The 17,009-nt window shown below is 42.5% G+C and carries 16 protein-coding genes, 1 pseudogene and 1 riboswitch; of the genes and pseudogenes, 1 reads left to right on the plus strand and 16 read right to left on the minus strand.

The features are described 5' to 3' along the window. Positions 1-6: 6 nt before the first annotated feature. The 15 genes from VMW78_05855 to VMW78_05925 form a co-directional block, all read right to left on the minus strand. Positions 7-945, minus strand: a complete 939-nt coding sequence (locus tag VMW78_05855; GenBank protein HUV50526.1) for a 4Fe-4S binding protein — start codon at positions 943-945, stop codon at positions 7-9. After that, a complete protein-coding gene (locus tag VMW78_05860) occupies positions 945-1,094 on the minus strand; it encodes a CD1871A family CXXC motif-containing protein (GenBank protein ID HUV50527.1) in 150 nt (49 codons plus the stop codon). The genes VMW78_05855 and VMW78_05860 overlap by 1 nt, the downstream gene beginning before the upstream one ends. Positions 1,095-1,217: 123 nt before the next feature. Next, complete coding sequence (locus VMW78_05865) at positions 1,218-2,096, minus strand: formate dehydrogenase accessory protein FdhE (GenBank protein ID HUV50528.1); 879 nt, start codon at positions 2,094-2,096, stop codon at positions 1,218-1,220. Between the two features lie 171 nt (positions 2,097-2,267). Beyond that, complete coding sequence (locus VMW78_05870; protein HUV50529.1) at positions 2,268-2,987, minus strand: 4Fe-4S dicluster domain-containing protein; 720 nt, start codon at positions 2,985-2,987, stop codon at positions 2,268-2,270. Between the two features lie 14 nt (positions 2,988-3,001). Further along, positions 3,002-6,082 carry a formate dehydrogenase-N subunit alpha gene (gene fdnG / locus VMW78_05875; GenBank protein ID HUV50530.1) on the minus strand — a complete coding sequence of 1,027 codons (3,081 nt, stop codon included), beginning with the start codon at positions 6,080-6,082 and terminating at the stop codon, positions 3,002-3,004. 44 nt (positions 6,083-6,126) lie between these two features. Beyond that, positions 6,127-7,122 (minus strand): GTP 3',8-cyclase MoaA, encoded by a 996-nt coding sequence (gene moaA / locus VMW78_05880; protein ID HUV50531.1) that lies wholly within the window; start codon positions 7,120-7,122, stop codon positions 6,127-6,129. 119 nt (positions 7,123-7,241) lie between these two features. Further along, a riboswitch (cyclic di-GMP riboswitch) is annotated at positions 7,242-7,326 on the minus strand. Positions 7,327-7,556: 230 nt separating this feature from the next. Beyond that, positions 7,557-8,027, minus strand: a complete 471-nt coding sequence (locus VMW78_05885) for a hypothetical protein (GenBank protein ID HUV50532.1) — start codon at positions 8,025-8,027, stop codon at positions 7,557-7,559. Between the two features lie 50 nt (positions 8,028-8,077). After that, positions 8,078-8,425: a MerR family transcriptional regulator gene (locus VMW78_05890; GenBank protein HUV50533.1), complete on the minus strand. Its 348-nt coding sequence runs from the start codon at positions 8,423-8,425 to the stop codon at positions 8,078-8,080. Positions 8,426-8,439: 14 nt separating this feature from the next. Then, complete coding sequence (gene pheT / locus VMW78_05895; protein HUV50534.1) at positions 8,440-10,857, minus strand: phenylalanine--tRNA ligase subunit beta; 2,418 nt, start codon at positions 10,855-10,857, stop codon at positions 8,440-8,442. 1 nt (position 10,858) lies between these two features. Further along, positions 10,859-11,866: a phenylalanine--tRNA ligase subunit alpha gene (gene pheS, locus VMW78_05900; protein ID HUV50535.1), complete on the minus strand. Its 1,008-nt coding sequence runs from the start codon at positions 11,864-11,866 to the stop codon at positions 10,859-10,861. A 127-nt stretch (positions 11,867-11,993) separates the two neighbouring features. Continuing rightward, positions 11,994-12,347 carry a 50S ribosomal protein L20 gene (gene rplT, locus VMW78_05905; GenBank protein ID HUV50536.1) on the minus strand — a complete coding sequence of 118 codons (354 nt, stop codon included), beginning with the start codon at positions 12,345-12,347 and terminating at the stop codon, positions 11,994-11,996. A gap of 93 nt (positions 12,348-12,440) precedes the next feature. Continuing rightward, entirely contained in the window at positions 12,441-12,638 is a 198-nt protein-coding gene (gene rpmI, locus VMW78_05910; protein HUV50537.1) for a 50S ribosomal protein L35, read from the minus strand. A gap of 134 nt (positions 12,639-12,772) precedes the next feature. Beyond that, positions 12,773-13,306, minus strand: coding sequence for a translation initiation factor IF-3 (infC, locus tag VMW78_05915; GenBank protein HUV50538.1), 534 nt, complete (start codon positions 13,304-13,306; stop codon positions 12,773-12,775). Between the two features lie 191 nt (positions 13,307-13,497). Continuing rightward, positions 13,498-14,010 (minus strand): nucleoside deaminase, encoded by a 513-nt coding sequence (locus VMW78_05920; protein ID HUV50539.1) that lies wholly within the window; start codon positions 14,008-14,010, stop codon positions 13,498-13,500. Further along, a complete protein-coding gene (locus VMW78_05925; protein ID HUV50540.1) occupies positions 14,007-14,537 on the minus strand; it encodes a type I restriction enzyme HsdR N-terminal domain-containing protein in 531 nt (176 codons plus the stop codon). The genes VMW78_05920 and VMW78_05925 overlap by 4 nt, the downstream gene beginning before the upstream one ends. A gap of 340 nt (positions 14,538-14,877) precedes the next feature. Here VMW78_05925 and VMW78_05930 point away from each other — a divergent pair. Continuing rightward, positions 14,878-15,078: pseudogene (locus tag VMW78_05930) on the plus strand (MGMT family protein). Positions 15,079-15,566: 488 nt separating this feature from the next. Here the strand turns inward: VMW78_05930 and VMW78_05935 are convergent. Beyond that, complete coding sequence (locus tag VMW78_05935) at positions 15,567-16,862, minus strand: (Fe-S)-binding protein (protein ID HUV50541.1); 1,296 nt, start codon at positions 16,860-16,862, stop codon at positions 15,567-15,569. Positions 16,863-17,009 lie beyond the last annotated feature (147 nt).

Genomic DNA, 17,009 nt, shown 5'->3' on the forward strand with positions numbered 1-17,009 from the left:
AGCCTGTTACTCGCTACTTGTTGCTTGTTGCTGGTTACTGGTTCTCTCTGGCATCCGACCTTTGATTTCTGATCTTCGTTCTTCAGGACTTATGACCGTCATGCCGGCAATCTCATAGGAGATAGCCCCAAAACCACATGATTCATTGAGGCATTTCAGGCATCTGATACAATCATGCTGGTTGGGCCCTTCATAGAACTTAATCCCCATTGGACAATTGTTGTAACATTCCCGGCAGTGTGTGCATTTATCAGAATTGTAAACCATCCTGAACACGCTGTGTTTATTAAAAAGGGAATAAATAGCTCCCAAAGGACATGCTACACGACAAAACGGTCTGCGGCTCAATATCATCCATATGATGAAAATGAACAATATCGTCAACTTAAAGTAAAATAGCACCCCTATTGACTCTTTTAGTTCAGGTTGTAGAATCATCAACGGAAGACCGGCCTCCATGGTCCCGGCAGGGCATATAAACTTGCAAAACCATGTCATCCCGTAGCCATAGTCATCTATAACCAGCGCGGGAAGAATAAAAATAAACAGCGCCAGAAACAGATACTTCATATATGTTGGAATTTTAGGGATCTCGAACTTTGGTGAAGGGATTTTATGAATTAATTCCTGCAGTAAACCAAAAGGACAAATCCAGCCGCAGGGCATGCGTCCCACCAGGCTTCCAATCAGTCCCAGTGTTCCGATAATATATGTGCCAAAATGGTAATGACCTGCTTTAACAGCCGGCCTCAAACCGGCTATTATATTCTGTAATGAACCAAGCGGGCATGCACCTGTCGCAGCAGGGCAGGAATAACAGTTAAGACCGGGCACACATATTGATTTAAGCGTGCCCTGATATATTCCTTTTGTGTGTGGAAACAACCAGTAGGCATTACTTAAAGCAGTTGCAATGATCTGTATCCATCGCCTTAAAACCCGCATTATCCAATCCCCATACAGTCCAGGCAGATCCTGGCCGCTTTTCCCATGACCGTTGAGACTTCGCCAAGGTTAATACCAATGAGAATAAGGATAAGAAAAAGTATAATCAATAAAAAAGGAAATGTTCTTTTGGGGGAAGTCATAGCCATCTTACCACATTCTCTGTGTTTTCTGCGGTGAAAAACAGACTTTCGAACAACTTGGTTGTTTTGGTCTGCAGTGCCCTAAATCGGCATAATGTAGCTTTTTACGAAACTGTTAATTTTGAGGAACTAAGCAAAATCTATTCCGCTTTCATACTTCGCTTCCTTACCCTTTATGTCAAGATGCAGCGTCGCCACCTGTTCAAGGGGAGGATATATAATACGCTCTGTTTTTCTTGTATCTATGTTTTTGATATATTTTTTACATTTGTCGCACAGATCAACCCTGTATTCCTTTTCTTCTTCACTGTATAAATAGCTGAGTGTCTTGCTGTCCGTATTGTCACAAAATGGGCAGTACAGTCTTCTGGACGACCATTTGTGCGCGCAGAAACCGCATAGCAGAAAGCGCTCCCCCCCTTCTCCTTCAAACATTGAAAACACAGGAGGACTTCCGCAAATGGGGCAGTATCCTTTTGTCCAGGGCTGATTCTTATTAAGACAGGTTGAAAGTTGCTGAGCACACATTGATAAAGATGGTTTTATGCTGTTGTAAATGATAAAGGCAAGGTCACCTTTTTTTATATCATGTTTCTTTGCGGTTTTTTCAAAAACAGAGTCATCCTCTTCGAGAAGACCGGAAAACAGAGAGTCAAAATCAAATTCTTCTGCGTCAACAGCTTTTAGTATTGCCCGGGCGGAAGAGGCCATGTCTCCGCTTGATGCTTTTATTATCCCGCAAATTTTTATTAAAAGCATCTTGGATGCTTTAGCATCAATTGCAAATTCAGACAGATTTACCAGGGGAAACTCTTCATCGGCCTTTATTAAAAGCATCTCCTCCGGAATCTGTATCGGGTCGATCTGTATCTTGTCTTTGGAATCTTCCTGGGCAATAAAGATTTGTTTGTAAAAATCTAAAATAGCTCCATAAGCAGGCCTAAGCTGCTTTAATGACTCTGCGGCCTTTGTTATCTGATCTTCGGTAAGTTGAATGTTATCTGCCATGTGCTCTCCTGTTCAGATGTTTTCAAGTGGTTGTTATTATGTGAACAAATAGATTTTCATGTTGAGTGTTCTCAAAGGCCTCTTATTTCTTATCACATTTGTTTGCAACATAAAAGGGGAGAAGATAAAAATCCCCTCCCCTTTTATAGTTACCGACTTAATTAGATTTAATTAAAGCAGACGCGAAGTAATATTCGTCAACGGGCGAATCATCCGCTTTAATGCCATCTGCCTTGTAATGCTGAAGTCAGCATTTGAGGCCATGGCATTCTTGCAATACAGTTTCGGCTCATAAGCTACAAGATAAATAACACTTACAGTATCTTCATCTATCAGCATGGCCTTTGGATTGGTCTTTTTAACCTCTCCAAGACGCTTTTTTGCAAGACCGAGCATTTCATCCCGGTCGCCGAAATTCATGGCGCCTGTCGGGCATGTCTTGACACATGCCGGAGGCAGTCCGTTTTCAACCCTGTCTAAGCACATATCGCACTTGGCAAGTGTGCCGTCGGCTGCTTTCCGCGGAATATTATAAGGACATGCTTCAATAATGGCCGCAGCGTCCAAACGTTTGGTGTTTGCCGTAAATATAATGGCACCTGTCTTATCATCCCTGAATATAGCGCCCGGATCTCCCGCTGTTTCAAGGCAGGGTGCCTCAATACAGTGACGGCACTGTTCAGGAAAGAAGAGCCAGTTTAACTTTCCGTCAATAACCTGCTCACGCATTCTAACCACTTTATAAGTTATAAAGGATAGATCTGCGGGGTTTTCGTAAGTTCCACGGTTTGTAGTTATTTCTGCGGGAAGGTTATGCCATTGCTTACAGGCTACCTGACATCCTCTGCAGGCCGTGCAAATAGTCGTATCTACGAAAAAAGACTTACTCATTCAGATCACCTCCCTTATTTTTTGGTTATATTGACCATAAAGGCCTTGGTTTCAGGTATCCTGGTGTTTGGATCACCGGTAGATGGAGTGAGCAGATTTGCGCTCTCCTCTGTGCCGCTTTCAGGCCATCTCCATCCAAAATGCCATGGAATACCGACCTGATGTACAACATTTTCACCTATGTTGAATGGCTTAAAGCGCTTTGTTACAATAGCCGTACAGTCAAGGGCACCACGAGCAGATGAGACACTGACCCGTTCTCCATTATTAATGCCTTTAAGTTTGGCAAGCTCCTCGCTCATTTCAACAAAGACCTGTGGCTGAAGTTCGAGCAGCCAAGGCTGTGGACGCGTCATAAGGCCTGTCTGCCAGTGTTCTGACACACGATATGTCGTGCCTACAAACGGGAACCTTGGATCGCATGAAGCATAAGCATCCGCAGCTGTCCCGTAAACAGGCGCTACCGGACTCATGCGCTGCTTACTCATAAGGTTCTTTTCAACAGGACACTCAAGAGGCTCGTAATGTTCCGGGAACGGACCATCAGCGAGGCCCGGGCCGAATATCTGCCCATGTCCATGCTTTCTCATGATAAAAGGATGTTTTGAATCCGCTCTCTTTGTTCCGTCAGGATTTTCAAGAGGATACCATCCACCGTCCGGAACATCTCCGACCCACTTATTTGAGACATACTTGCCGTCCTTGGCATCGCCTGCGAATTTGATAACCCAGTCTTTTTTGTCCCAAGGCTGTCCTTTGAGATCGACTGAAGCGCGGTTGTAAATAATTCTCCTGTTTACAGGCCAGCACCATGCAAACTCAGGATACAGACCGATGTTGTTCGGTGCATCTACTTTGCTGCGCCTTGCTGACATGTTTCCCTTTTCCGTGTAGCTGTTGCAGTAGAGCCAGTTCGCTGATGAGGTTGAACCGTCAGCCTGCAGAAAAGCAAAGCTCGGAACAAGGGTTCCCTTTTTGTAAAGTTTATCTTTTATGGTAACATCTTCCACGAAGTAGCCGTTGGTCTCTTTAGCTACCTTGTGCGGATCATACAGGCCGTCCGTCGTATAATCCCATTTCAGGTTGAGTATGGGCTCGGTAAAAGCGCCGCCTTTTTCATAAATCTCTTTGATCTTCTGGCCGAGCTCCATTATGATGTCTCCGTCAGAAAGGCTGTTTCCAAGCGGTTTCGGCCCCTGATAGCGCCACTGCATCCATCTGCCGCTGTTGGTAATACTTCCTTCCTTTTCAACAGACACACATGCCGGAAGCATAAAGACTTCGGTCTTTATTGTGGAAGGATTCATGCCAGGACCTTTCCAGAAGGAGCCGGTTTCATTGTCAAAAAGGTTGACGTTAACCATCCAGTCAAGGTTTTTCATGGCCTCGCGGACTTTTCCGGCATTGGAGCTACTACAGGCCGGATTCTGACCCCAGGCAAAGAAACCATTAACAGTGCCCTTGTACATTACATCAAAGAGGCTCAACCAGGAATAATCGGTCCCATCCTCAACCTTAGGCAGCCAGTCATACCCAAAATCGTTTGCCTTTGTGGCCTTTTCACCAAAGAACGATTTCAGAAGGCTGACAGAATATTTTGGATAATTCTGCCACCAGTTGGCTGAAAGCGGATCATTGCTCTTTGGAGTCCACTTTTTGTTATACTCGGCAAGAGACACATTTGAAGCCCTCGGTGTTTTAAGATATCCGGGCCAGATGTGCCACAGCAGACACTGATCTGTGGAACCCTGAACATTTGACTCGCCTCGCAGAGCATTAATACCACCGCCTGCAACACCCATGTTGCCAAGAAGAAGCTGTATTATCGCCATTGTCCGGATATTCTGGACGCCTACTGTATGCTGAGTCCAACCCATGGCATACATGGATGTGCCGGCTTTTCCTGTAGCGCCGGTAGCAGCATAAACCTTGTAAACTTTCAGGAGATCGGCTTCCGGGGTTCCGGTAATAGAGGAAACCAGCTTTGTATTATACCTGCTGTAATGTTGTTTTAAAAGATTCAGTACGCAACGGCTGTTTTTTAAAGAACGGTCTAACATGGGTACACCGTTTGCGTCCATATCAAAAGACCATTTGCCCTTGTCATATTTACTGTTTTTTGCTTCATAGCCGGAAAACAGACCATCGCTAAATTTAAAGTCCTTTCCAACTATAAAGGGGGCGTTTGTATAATTGGCCACATACTCTTTATTATAGAGATTGTTGTCCACTATATACTTTATCATACCACCAAGAAAGGCAATATCCGTACCTGAACGCATAGGAGCGTAGATATCGGCCTTTGAAGATGTTCTTGTAAACCTTGGATCAACACTGATGAGCGTTGCGCCATTTTGTTGAGCCTCGGTAACATACTTGAATGATATGGGGTGATTTTCTGCAGCATTACTCCCCATGATAAGTATGCAATCGCTGTTTTTGATGTCAATCCAGTGATTTGTCATTGCGCCGCGTCCGAACGACTCTGCCAGAGCCGCAACAGTAGCGCTATGTCAGATACGGGCCTGATGTTCAATATAGACAAGTCCGAGCGCTCGCATCAGCGCCTGGTAAATCCAGCACTCCTCATTGTCCATGGCAGCGCTTCCTACCGAAACAATGTTTGTCGTCCGGTTTACCACCTGCCCTTTGGCATTTTTGTGTTCAAATGCCGCATCCCTTGTTTCCTTAACCCTTTTGGCGATTTGGGTTAGCGCCCAGTCCCAGGAAACCTTTTTCCACTCTTTAGCATACGGCGCTCTGTACATGGGTTCAACAAGCCTATTTTCATTCTCGGTCAGCTGAGAAATTGAAGCTCCCTTTGAACAGAGCGAACCCCTGCTGATGACATGGTCCGGGTCACCTTCGATGTTGATGACACGTCCGTCGCCTTTCTTGCTGGTATGCACAATAGCACCGCATCCCACCGCGCAATAGCAGCAGATTGTGGTGGTCTCCTTGGCATACTTTGTCTTGAGCATCTGCGCATGGGCTTTGATCGGCGTAAGATCTACTCCCAAACCGCAACCGCTTACAGCAAGACCGGCAACGGAAGCACCAGTAATCTGGATAAACTTCCTTCGAGTAACATTCATAAAACCTACCTCCTTTTTAAATCTCCGGTTAATATTAATTAATATTATCCACCAATTGCCGACATTTGCCCTGCAACTTCGCCGGGGTGATCACAGGCAATGTTGTGATCAAATGGTTTGTGGCTTACAGCTTGTAGAAAAATATCGGCCAGACTGCTGTCAAGATATCCTTTTCTGAGAGGACCTTTAAGATCATCTTGATAATCTGACAAAAGACATGCTCGCAGCTGGCCGCTTGCCGTTAATCTCAACCGATTGCATTGATTGCAGAAATGGCGGCTTATTGCATCAATAAAACCTATTTCCCCTTTTGCGTCTTTAAACTTATAACGCCTTGCAGGGCCGTCATTGATTCCATTTTTAACAGGAATCAATTCCCCTAATTCATTGATGCGTTTTTTTATTTCAGGAGCAAGCAATTGCTTGCCGATATTCTTAATATGAGGAATTCCTATTGGCATGTACTCGATGAATCGAATATGAAATGGATAAGAAAAGGATAATTTAGCGATATCTGTTAATTCATCATCATTGATTCCATTTAGGGCTACGACATTAATTTTTATAGGATTAAAACCCTCTCTTTGCGCTGATTCTATACCTTCCCAGACCTGATCAAACATGTCGTGCCCTGTTATCTCTTTATATTTTTGTCTGTTTAATGTATCCATGCTGACATTGATTCGTTTTATGCCGGCAGATTTAATTTTTTTAATATTATCTCTCAGCAAAATACCGTTGGTTGTTAGAGACACATCCGCAAGGCCATTTATCTTAGTTAATTCGCCCAGGAAATCGTAAACCCCTTTTCGTATAAGCGGTTCTCCACCGGTAATTCGGACCTTGGATATCCCCAGCCGCGCCCCGATTCTGACAAGACGCAGTATTTCTTCATATCTTAAAATTTCTTTATACGGAAGGAGCTGATGCAGATCATCAGGAGCGCAGTATATGCATCGCAGGTTGCAACGGTCGGTAATAGATATGCGCAAATAGTTCAAGCATCGATTATATTTATCGATTAAGTGTAAGTTTGGCAATTTTATTATCCTGTTATCGATATACGCCATTACCATAACCTGTTAGGAGGTAAACTCACAAAAAAAACGCCTCTGGTATCTTTCTACCAAAGGCGTTTTTTTTTACATCATATCGTACCTTTGGTAACCCGACAATCATGACCTTGCGGCTGTAGACTCGTGGTTTTGCGCCAATGTCTTTCGACATAGTTGCCTTTTTCTGTACGTTAAACAAATTTTGACGAATTTATAAAAATCGAAGGCGTAACGTATAAAACAACTTTTTACCAGCCCATCCATTTTTGTAACTTATAAGTTTGATTCGGTACTCCTGTCAAGAAGAAAGTTAAACAAAAAAACTCCGTGGATTAATCCTCGCGGGAACCATACGTGGTCTCAATCGATTCGGCTACTTTATTTACATATGAGAATATTTCGAGGATAGCTCTGAAGCTTTAATTTTCTTCTTCAGAATCAATCACATCATCATCCGGCTCATCATCCGCCACTTTAATGGAGCAAACATTTTTTAATATTTTATGACTATCAAAACCATCCTCAAACAATTCATCATCCCCAAGCACCTTATCTTCAACCTCTTCTAAATCCATACTAACTTCTATTGTTTTTGAAAACGATGCGGCATCATCAAAAAAAAGTTTAATGGGCTCTTTGTATTCCGTGCTATATATACTTATAACAGCTTCGGCTAATTTGTCTGCATATAACCCAACAGGAAACATATTATTTGTTCTCAACGCTTCGACCAGATGCTTCCTGCCTTTTGCAACAGCCGCTTCTATGTCATTCTTATCGTATGTTTCCTCGCAGACAAGTGAAAAGTGCTCTTTATTTATTTCCAGGAATTCTCTAATTATCAACTCGTTTTTTTCCTCATTTTTAAGGATTAAATATTTTTGTTTCATTGTTTACCTTTCAAATTTTCTATTGTGGTTCAAATGTCTTACTTTAATGATCAGGCAAGAAGATCTCGGATGCTTTTAAGTTCTGATCGGATGTCATCAAGTATGTTTGATGAAGAATTTGACTCTTCTTCAGGAATTTTGGATTTAAGATGCTGCTTTGCTCCCTGGATAGTATATTTTTTGTTATGTAAGAGATGCTTGATTTTCAGGATAAGCTCAACATCGTTTTTGCTGTACAGTCTCTGGCCTGAAGATGTTCTTTTTGGTTTTATCTTTGTGAACTCGGTTTCCCAGAATCGTAATACGGACGTTGGAAGCTCTGCGAGTTCGCCAACCTCTCCGATCTTAAAGTATAGTTTGTCCGGCAATTCTTTTTGATATGGCCTGTTATTTTGCATATGTAAAAAATTAATCAGGCAGGAAGTATTGCATCAAATCCCTTTATCAGCTTGCCTGTAATATCCTTGTGCAGGGAATTTATTATTTTATCTTCAAGTGTTTCAAAGGCCGACCTGTATGTTATTCTAAGTGAGATGCTTTTTTTGCCGGCAGGGATCGGACTGCCTTCATAAACATCAAACAAATGTAAATTTTCTACCAGATTTTCGTTAAGAACTTCAACACTTTTTATAATATTAAATGCCTCGATATCCTTATCGACAATCAGGGTAACATCTCTGGATGTTGATGGAAACTTTGGCAGCGGTTTTGCCGACTTAATATCAGGTATAAGTTCAATAAGATTGTCGGCATTAAGTTCAAAAATATATGCCTGTTGTTTTAGATCATAATTCTTAAGCACCTGAGGAAGAATCTCTCCGAGAATGCCTATTGATTTATTTCCAGCAAAAAGTTGGGCTGTATATCCGGGTTTCGTATAGCAGCAGTCTTCAGGCTGCATGCGGGTAAACTTTACGTTTGTTACGCACAGATTTCTTAAAAAAGCTTCAACAGCCCCTTTTATATCATAAAAATCACAGCTTTTTCCCATGGAAAGCCAGGAGTCATCCATTCTATTTCCAGTCCACAGGCCTGCCAGCATTTCAATCTCATCAGGCTGGCTGTCCTCTTTGCCGGTATTGAAAAAAACATTGCCGATCTCAAAAAGCTTAAGATTCTTATTCTGCATAGCCATGTTGTAATGCATTGTTTCAAGCAGGCCTGGAATAAGTGATGTCCGCAAAACCGATTGATCCTCTGCAATTGGATTTAAAATGTTCATTAAGCGTCTTTTCTGATCATTTGATTTAAGTTCGAGGCGATCGCATGATAATTTATTGATAAAACTATAAGTTATCGTTTCGGTAAAACCAAAACTCACAAGCAGGCGCTTGATATGATACCTTGAATCGATTTTTTTTGACGGTCTAACTGCTTCGGCTGCTATAAGAGGAAAGGTTGTTTTAATATGGTTATAACCGTAAAGACGCGCAATTTCTTCTACAAGGTCTTCAAATCTATTTATATCCACCCTGAAAGATGGCGGAATAACTCGAAGCTGATCATCGTCAATCTTTTCAACCTTAAATTCAATGGAACTTAAGTGTTGCTTAATATCATTTTGGCTTAACTCAGTGCCCAACATGCGATTTGTAGAGTCGGCGCTCATGGTAATCACCTTGTCAGGCACAGGTTTTGGATATTCATCAATTGCATCGCCGATCAGATTGCCCCCGCAGATTTCGGAGATAAGCTGCGCTGCCCGGTTTAATGCCGTGATCGTGCCCTTAGGATCTGTTCCACGTTCAAAACGGTGGGACGCATCTGTGGCAAGCCCTGTTTTTTTAGAAGTCCTGCGAATGCAGGCAGGATCAAAATACGCGCTTTCAAGCAAAATCCTTGTTGTGGACTGTTTGATTTCAGAATTTAATCCACCCATAACGCCTGCAAGAGCCACCGGTTTTTCACCATCACAGATCATGAGCATTTCCGGAGAAAGAGGGTGCTCTTTTCTATCAAGAGTTGTAAAAATTTCATCTTTTTCAGCTGTTCTGACAATAATTTTATTTTTTGCAAGGCGGTCAAAATCAAAGGCATGAAGCGGCTGGCCGGTTTCCATCATTACAAAATTAGTGATGTCAACAATATTGTTTATCGGCTTTAACCCTATCGATATCAGGCGGTCCTGAAGCCAGAAAGGTGACGGCGCAATTTTAACATCAAAAACAAGCCGTGCGCTATATCTTGGGCAAAGATCAGGATCTAATATTTTAACCGAAGTAAAGTTTGCAATATCTCCATCAGATTCAGGGAGGCTGATCTCAGGGCAGGTTAGCTTTGTAGCTTGAAATGCAGCAATTTCACGTGCTGTCCCAATTATACTGAGACAGTCCGGCCTGTTTGGAGTGAGGTCGATTTCAAGCACATGGTCTGACAGGTTAAGCGCTTGATGAAGCTTATCTCCAACATCAAAACTTTCTTCGAGCTCCATTATGCCGTTGCTGTTTGCTCCAAGCCCTAATTCAACGGCGCTGCAAAGCATTCCTTCCGACACCTCTCCCCGGATAGAGCATTTTTCCAGTATGGTTCCGTTCGGAAAAACAGTGCCGGGCAGAGCGCATGGTGCAAGAATACCGTTTTTTACATTTGGCGCGCCACAAACAACAGGAATAACCCTGTTGCCTATATCCACATGACAAAGTTTAAGCTTATCGGCATTGAGATGTGTTTCGATTTCTACAACACGGCCTATGACAACGGTATTGAGATAGCTGTATCTGTCTGAAACAGATTCGACTTCAAGGCCGGCCATGGTAAGAGCATCGGCTAAGTCATCAATATTCTTATCAACGGAGATATAGTCTTTTAACCAGCTTAAACTAACCTTCATATTAAAACTGCCTTAAGAATCTTAAATCATTCTCATAGTATTTGCGGATGTCATCAATTCCGTATTTCAGCATGGCAATTCGTTCTATCCCCATCCCAAAGGCAAATCCTGTGAAAATAGATGTGTCGTATCCGACATTTTCAAACACAGCGGGATGAACCATGCCAGCGCCGATTATCTCGAGCCATCCCGTTTGTGAGCAGACCCTGCATCCCTTTCCCCTGCACATGACGCAGCGTATGTCAACCTCGGCGCTTGGTTCTGTAAAAGGGAAGAAACTGGGGCGAAATCTCAGGCTTGTCTGTTCGTCAAAAATCTGGTGAATAAAGGTGGTAAGTATTCCCTTGAGATCTCCGAAAGACACGCGTGTGTCCACAAGAAGGCCCTCCACCTGGTGAAACATAGGGGTGTGTGTTAAATCGGAATCGCACCGGTAAACCTTGCCTGGAGCAATAATCCTTAATGGAGGCTTCTGCTTTTCCATTATTCTGGGCTGAGTTGGAGAGGTATGAGTTCGTAGAACTATATTTTGTGATATATAAAATGTATCCTGCATATCCCTGGCAGGATGATTTTTCGGGATATTAAGAGCTTCAAAATTATAATAATCTGTTTCAACTTCAGGTCCTTCAGCTATAGCAAAACCCAGCCTGGAAAAAATATCACATATTTGCCGGGTAATTTGTGTAATGGGATGCAAAGAACCATGGCTTACAATTCTTCCGGGCATCGAAACATCAATGCTGTCTTCAATTGCCGCTGACCTGTTTTCTATCCGTATTAATGCTTCCTTAAATGCTTCATCCAGGCTCTTTTTTATTTCATTAGTCTTTTTCCCCGCTTCTGCTCTTTTCCCCTCTGGCAGGCTTGCAATAGTTCTTAAGAATTGAGTAACAGCCCCTTTTCGCCCCAGATATTTTACAGAAAGATCATTAATCTTTTTGGTGTCAGAAGCGGCTTCAATCTCTTTAAGCGCATCCTCCTTAATCTGTTCTATGCTTTTATTCACTTATTGTTTTACATCCCTTATCATAGGGTATAAAAAAATTGTAACTGTTTACAGTTATCGGCCCACAGTTTTTTCAATAAACCATGCAATGACCGAAGCATGTTGGGTTTTGATGGTTACTCAGAATTTATATCTGTTGCGCAGCCAGGCCGGCTATCTGTGTGAATGCTAAAGGATCGGATATTGCCAGCTCTGCAAGCACCTTGCGGTCAAGCTCGATATTTGCGACCTTTAACCCGTGGATGAATTTACTGTATGACATGTCATTCATGCGGGTTGCTGCATTAATCCTGAGAATCCAGAGACTGCGAAAATCCCTTTTGCGAGCTCTTCGATCCCTATAAGCATACATGAGTGCTTTATCTACAGCATCAGCAGCAGTGCGAAATAGTTTGCTGCGGCCTCCACGAAACCCTTTTGCTAATTTTAAAACCTTGTTGCGACGTTTTCTTGCTTTAAAACCTCTTTTAATACGCATAATTTATTCCTCAATAATATTTAGTTCGGCTACCTTGTTAAAATAACTCAGCTTGAAAGCTTTGCAACACTACTGTTATTCGTCATTGGCCTCAACCTATGTATTAGGAAGAAGCAGCCGCACTTCCCTTTTGTTGGATTTGTCTATAATCTGGCTCTTCCTTAAAGACCTTTTACGTTTAGTGGTCTTTTTAGTCAGTATGTGACTTGAATGCGATTTTGAAAAGACGAATTTACCTGTGCCTGTTTTCTTGAAACGCTTTGCAGCGGCTCTATTTGTCTTAATCTTTGGCATGTTATATTTTCTCCTTTACAGCTCAAAAATCGATGGCGTGAGCGATTGACAAATGCCGGCCCACGCCATCGAAACCTTCTTTCAAAGGCCTCATTAAGGAAATGATTATTAATAAATAATCCGGTTTCCGGTTATTATTTTGGCGATAGAATCATCATCATGTTGCGTCCCTCAAATTTGGGAAACTGCTCAACAAATGCTATGTCCTTGGTTTCTTCGGCAATTTGTGCCAACAAATCCCTGCCGAACTGAGACAGAGTAATTTCCCGGCCTCTGAAAACGACTGTTATCTTGACCTTATCCTTATTGCCTATAAATTTCTTTATATGACCGATCTTGGTCACGAGATCATGATTCCCGGTCTTTGGACGTATTTTTATCTCTTTTACCTGAAATGAGCTTTGTTTTTTTTTGGCTTCCTGCAATTTCTTGGTTAGTTGATACTTATACCGCCCATAATCCATTATTTTGCAAACAGGAGGGTTTGCGTTAGGAGAAATTTCTACCAGATCAAGGCCAAAATCCTTGGCCATTGCGAGCGCCTTATAAGTTGGAATAACACCGATCTGATTGCCGTCGGGATCTATAACCCTTACCTCTTTTGCTCTTATCTTGTTATTAATGTTTGTTCTGTCTGATCTCTCTGGTTTATTTGTGTGTCTGAATATTGCTATGCCTTCACCTCCTAATGTTGCAGTTCAATCAACCGTAGTAAATATTAAAATTTTACAATTTTAATATAGAATACTATCGCATATATAACAATATTAATAAATGCAAGAAAAAAAATACGGTTTAAAACATTGATTTAAATACAGTGCAACCTTATTGCTGAAAAACAAGAACTCGCGCTGTAGTGCTATTGTATAAGTGTATACTTGGCCAACAGGCTTCCCGCCCAGTAATTATTATTCGGATTTGCAAAATATTGCCTGAAAAGTTTCAGGCTTTTTTCACGTAATATATTTGGAATCATTAAAATTTTACTATTTCTATACAAAGGAGATAATTTTGTCAAATCAGATTTTGTGAATCCTCCCATTACATCTTCATATGCATAAACAATTTTGCCGATATTGCTTAAAACAAGAGCGCAGTAGCACATAAGGCACGGTTCCAGTGTGCAGAACAGGGTTGTTTCTTTCTTGTTTAAAACCCCTTTAAAATTGACAAGATGCCTTAAGGCAACTATCTCTGCATGGTCTATTTCATTTGCGGAGGTTCCTGAGGTGCCTGCCCGGGATCCGGTTGCGACAATCTTATCCTGATGCACTATCACACACCCAACAGGGAATTCTCCGGCTGATAATGCCTTTTTTGCCTGGTCAAGCGCTTTTTCCATAAAATAATTATAGTTCATAAGTCGTGTCATATTGAGCAGCTCCCATCAATTTCAAATGCATAAACAATTCTTGCTTCCATCATGGCCTGCTTTTCCGAAATTGATATAAAGTCAGCATGTCCGGCAATTTCGAGGAGCTCGGGTTTTGAAGGTATTGAATCAAGGCCGTTCGAAATTACCTTTCCTGTTGATCCGCTGACAACTTCCGCATCCTCTCCGTTTGATACGACAACCACAGGCACCTGATAACCGGAAACAAGCCTTGATATGGCAAGAGCGGGCCGGCATCTGGTTACCATGGAACCGGGGCCGTATTTTATTATCATGCAGATCCTGCCTGATAAAGTAACCATGAAATCAATATTTATAACAGCTGTTTTATCTCCCACATTTACAAGAAGTTGATGCCCGGCTTTGATCTCCTTTTTTTGATACCCTTTATGATTAACAAGCAAATGCGCCAATTTTTGTCTATATCGCTCGTCATGTGTATCTTTTATGGTTTTGCCGGTAATATAATCTTCAATTTCACCAAGTATCAGGCAACTTTTGCCCATTTAGTTTTTTAACTCCTCTAAAAAACGATGATTTCGTAAAAAGTCGTCACTCCGGTGAAAACCGGAGTCCATAGCAGTTGCAACTACCTGAAAAGACTGGATAGCGCTTTAGCTTCACTACGTGTCCGGCTTTCGCCGGAATGACGGGAAACGGTGTTTTTTGACTTTTTACAAGTTCATCAACTTTAAATTGAGTCTGTTATCGTGTAAAGGAATATTTGCATGATTTCCAAAACATTTGGGGTTTTTTATCAGCTAATTCCATCGGCCATAGGGAAAATCGGTATGGTATGCGGTTCAAAAGAATGACGCCCCTTTGATCTTGCGTATCATGCTTCCCCCGGGAGCCGCAAGGGCGGTTGGCTCGGCGCTTGCCAGAAACCCCTTTCCGCTTATCATACCCTGTCATCGCGTGATAAAATCCAACGGCTATCTGGGAAATTTTGGGGGCGGATCAGAGATGAAGGAATTTCTTCTACAGATGGAAGGTGTGCCGTCAAATACCAGGGGGAATCCCTGTCGAGCTGGAACAGGCCCATAATGCCATCCAGGATGGCCTCGACCACTTTCTCCGGAACATTTTTTTTGGACAAAAAACCCAGCTTGACCGCACTGCAGACGAGAAAATCGTCTTCCTATACTCTGCTCAATTCACGCTCATGCGCAAGACCGGCCAACTCCCGCAGCTTTTTACGAATTGGTTTTGCATGCTGATGTGTCATATTTTATAATATTATCAAGATGCTAAGCCAACAACTGATTTACCAATGGACCTCCCGCAAATTCCCCCCCGTTCTCATAGTCCTCACAAGTTTAAAAGTTGAGAATGTCCCGCAAGTCCCCAAAGCATTTCCCGTGGGCGATCTCCTTCAGGCCAGTCCTTTATGTGCATATCTTTTTTACCTTTTTGAAGAGTTCCTTGCTTGCGTCTTTCCGATGTCATCTATAACCTTGTAAAGTGAAAAAATCAATAAATCTATTGTGTTCCGCTATGTTCTGCATCAGAAAACGGGTAGAGTAATGATAAAATCAAATATAGTTTAGTGTCTCAGCATAGATTTCTACAGGATGTTTAACAATAATTTTGCTTTGCGACCTGGAAAGCATGTCTGAAATCTGGATCATGCAGGCAGGACATCCTGTAGCAACGACTGAACATCCGGTGCTTAAGATATTTGCTGCTTTCCGTTTTCCGATCTGAGATGAGATGGCATGGTGCTGCAAATTAAAGCTTCCGCCCGACCCGCAACACCTGTCTGCTTCGGGCATCTCTTGCAGATGGTATCGAGGGTTGGCCTTGATGAGCGCCCTGGGTTCTGTTGACACTCCAAGAGATTTTGAAAGATGGCATGGGTCGTGATAGGTTACGACAATAGATTGATCGCTATTACTCTCTCCTGTTTTAATACCGATCTTTGACACAAGGAATTGATTAATATCCATGGTTTTATCCGCCATTTTTTCGACCCTGTACTTGAGATCAGACCTCTCAAGCATCATGGGCCATAGCTTTTTTATCGTATAAGCGCAGGTAGCGCATGCTGTAATCAGATAATCAAACTCCTGTTTGTCAAATATTTCGAGATTTAAGTTAACCAGGCGCTCAAAGGTATCTCTGTCACCTGAAGTCAGTGCCGGAGCACCGCAACATCCTTGACCCTCCGGTATAAAAAAGCCGACTCCATGATGATCCAGAACATCGCAAACAGCCTGAGCAACTCCTGGAAAAATTTTGTCTGTAAGGCAGCCGACAAAAAATCCCACCTTAATGCCTGAATGACCGGATCCTGTGCGCTGAACCGGCAGCAATTTGTGAAATGGTTTATCGGCCAGAGGCATAAAATGACGGTTTCTCAGCAAAGGTGAGGCAAGCCTTGCGCAAGAGGTCCCAAGAAATTTGTCTGTTGGTTTGGTAAAAAGTCTCTGCGCCCATATAGACCATTCCAAAAAACGGTTAAAGGTTTCAGGGCAGGCCAGCACACCTCTTAATATCAGCTTTTGTGCTAAAGAAAGACCCATAAAGGATGTAAGGATCATGCGGGATTTAATAAAGATTTCCAGAATGCTTACCCGGCTGGGGCAGTTTTCTGCACAGGAACCGCAAAGAAGACAACGGGTCAAACGCTTGTAAACACCTTTTGGGTCTTTGAACATTTCATGCGCAAGCCCGTCAAGAAGCGCCAGTTTTCCGCGAGCCACATCGGCTTCGCGGCCTGTTTCCGCAAAGACCGGGCATACTGCCTGGCACATCCCGCAGCGCATGCAGATTGAAAGCTGGTTTTCAAGCTCCTTCATAAGCAGTGTAAGCTCTTTTATATCATGCATTTAATAAATTTCCTGCGATTGCCTTTGCAGTTCAAAAAGTTCCTGGTATTAGTAAGCCATAAATGATAATTGTAACCGTTCAAGGTTCACGGTTCAAAAGTTCACGGTTATAAAGCAATCGACCGTGTGACTGACAACCTTAAAACA

Source organism: Anaerolineae bacterium, from assembly GCA_035529315.1.
Classification (GTDB): domain Bacteria; phylum Desulfobacterota; class Desulfobacteria; order Desulfobacterales; family ETH-SRB1; genus Desulfaltia.

Bases quoted from the DNA above. Each gene is read 5' to 3' on its own strand.
- VMW78_05855 (HUV50526.1), bottom strand. From the start codon at position 945: ATGCGGGTTTTAAGGCGATGGATACAGATCATTGCAACTGCTTTAAGT.
- VMW78_05860 (HUV50527.1), bottom strand. From the start codon at position 1,094: ATGGCTATGACTTCCCCCAAAAGAACATTTCCTTTTTTATTGATTATA.
- VMW78_05865 (HUV50528.1), bottom strand. From the start codon at position 2,096: ATGGCAGATAACATTCAACTTACCGAAGATCAGATAACAAAGGCCGCA.
- VMW78_05870 (HUV50529.1), bottom strand. From the start codon at position 2,987: ATGAGTAAGTCTTTTTTCGTAGATACGACTATTTGCACGGCCTGCAGA.
- VMW78_05885 (HUV50532.1), bottom strand. From the start codon at position 8,027: ATGAAACAAAAATATTTAATCCTTAAAAATGAGGAAAAAAACGAGTTG.
- VMW78_05890 (HUV50533.1), bottom strand. From the start codon at position 8,425: ATGCAAAATAACAGGCCATATCAAAAAGAATTGCCGGACAAACTATAC.
- pheT (HUV50534.1), bottom strand. From the start codon at position 10,857: ATGAAGGTTAGTTTAAGCTGGTTAAAAGACTATATCTCCGTTGATAAG.
- rpmI (HUV50537.1), bottom strand. From the start codon at position 12,638: ATGCCAAAGATTAAGACAAATAGAGCCGCTGCAAAGCGTTTCAAGAAA.
- VMW78_05920 (HUV50539.1), bottom strand. From the start codon at position 14,010: ATGACACGACTTATGAACTATAATTATTTTATGGAAAAAGCGCTTGAC.
- VMW78_05925 (HUV50540.1), bottom strand. From the start codon at position 14,537: ATGGGCAAAAGTTGCCTGATACTTGGTGAAATTGAAGATTATATTACC.
- VMW78_05935 (HUV50541.1), bottom strand. From the start codon at position 16,862: ATGCATGATATAAAAGAGCTTACACTGCTTATGAAGGAGCTTGAAAAC.